Origin of the sequence: Vibrio sp. Vb0598, from assembly GCF_033338935.1 — a bacterium.
Taxonomy (GTDB): domain Bacteria; phylum Pseudomonadota; class Gammaproteobacteria; order Enterobacterales; family Vibrionaceae; genus Vibrio; species Vibrio alginolyticus.
Map to the genome: position 1 here is coordinate 1 of NZ_JAWOTP010000305.1, position 1,035 is coordinate 1,035.

1 protein-coding gene is annotated in these 1,035 nt (G+C 41.2%); it reads left to right on the forward strand.

The features are described 5' to 3' along the window. Nucleotides 1-240 precede the first annotated feature (240 nt). Nucleotides 241-1,035, forward strand: a 795-nt coding sequence (locus R7Q38_RS24870) for an HD-GYP domain-containing protein (RefSeq protein ID WP_318114740.1), incomplete at its 3' end; no start/stop codon positions are given.

A 1,035-nucleotide genomic window follows, 5' to 3' on the forward strand; every position in this document is an offset into this window, starting at 1 on the left:
TAAAAAAACAGGAGTACATAGAAAAACCTGTCTTCGAAGCCAAGCTAAAACTGCGTCATGCGGATCGAGTATTAAAACAAGACTCTGATTGATACTCAGGTATGAGCTTGATTCAAATTATGAACAACACATTGGTTCTTAACGCGAATGACTCGCACTTGTGAGTTCTTATTGATGAATTTATTTACAGAATCTACTACTATTCTTGGTTTATCGTGAAAACTTAATAGTAGTGAAAAAGTGGCAGCAATTAAACTTACAGTGGATCGTATTCAGCCGGGATTACATATCCGCCTTCCGCTAAAGTGGAACGATCACCCCTTCCTACTCAATAGCTTTAAAATTAAAGACCAGGAACAGATCGAGATGATTCGTCATCTCGGTGTAAAGTTCGTGTACTTTAATCCCGAACAAAGCGACACCGCACCATTGCCCGTTAATCAAATCCAAACGGACAGCACAACAAGCAATGAATCGTTGGATCTAGAAACGCAAAAACTGTGGCAAGAAAAACAGAAACGAATTGAAAAGCTCAGTGCATATCGTCGACGAGTGATTCAGTGTGAGAAAGAGTTTGAGCGCTCACTTGCGCGGATGCGATCAGTCATGACGAAAATTCGTAACCGCCCAACTGCCGCTGTTGATGAAGCTCAACTGTTAATAGAAGACATTGTTGAGAAGTTGATGTGCGATGATAACGTCACGCTTCATTTAATGAACGGCAAAAACGAATTTGAAGATATCTATTTCCATTCTCTAAACGTTGCGGTTATTGCCATGATGATTGGGCGTGCGAAAGGGTATTCTGCCAAGCAACTAAAAGAGCTCTCTTTCGCTGCTCTGTTTCATGATATGGGTAAGATCAAAATCCCCACCGCTATATTAAGAAAGCAAGTGCCATTAACCGAGCCAGAAACCAACTACCTAAAGTTACATACTAAATATGGTTTGGATCTCGCGAATCAGATCGAAGGTTTTCCTGAACCAGCTAAAACCGTGATTGCTCAGCATCATGAGTTAAGAGATGGCTCCGGT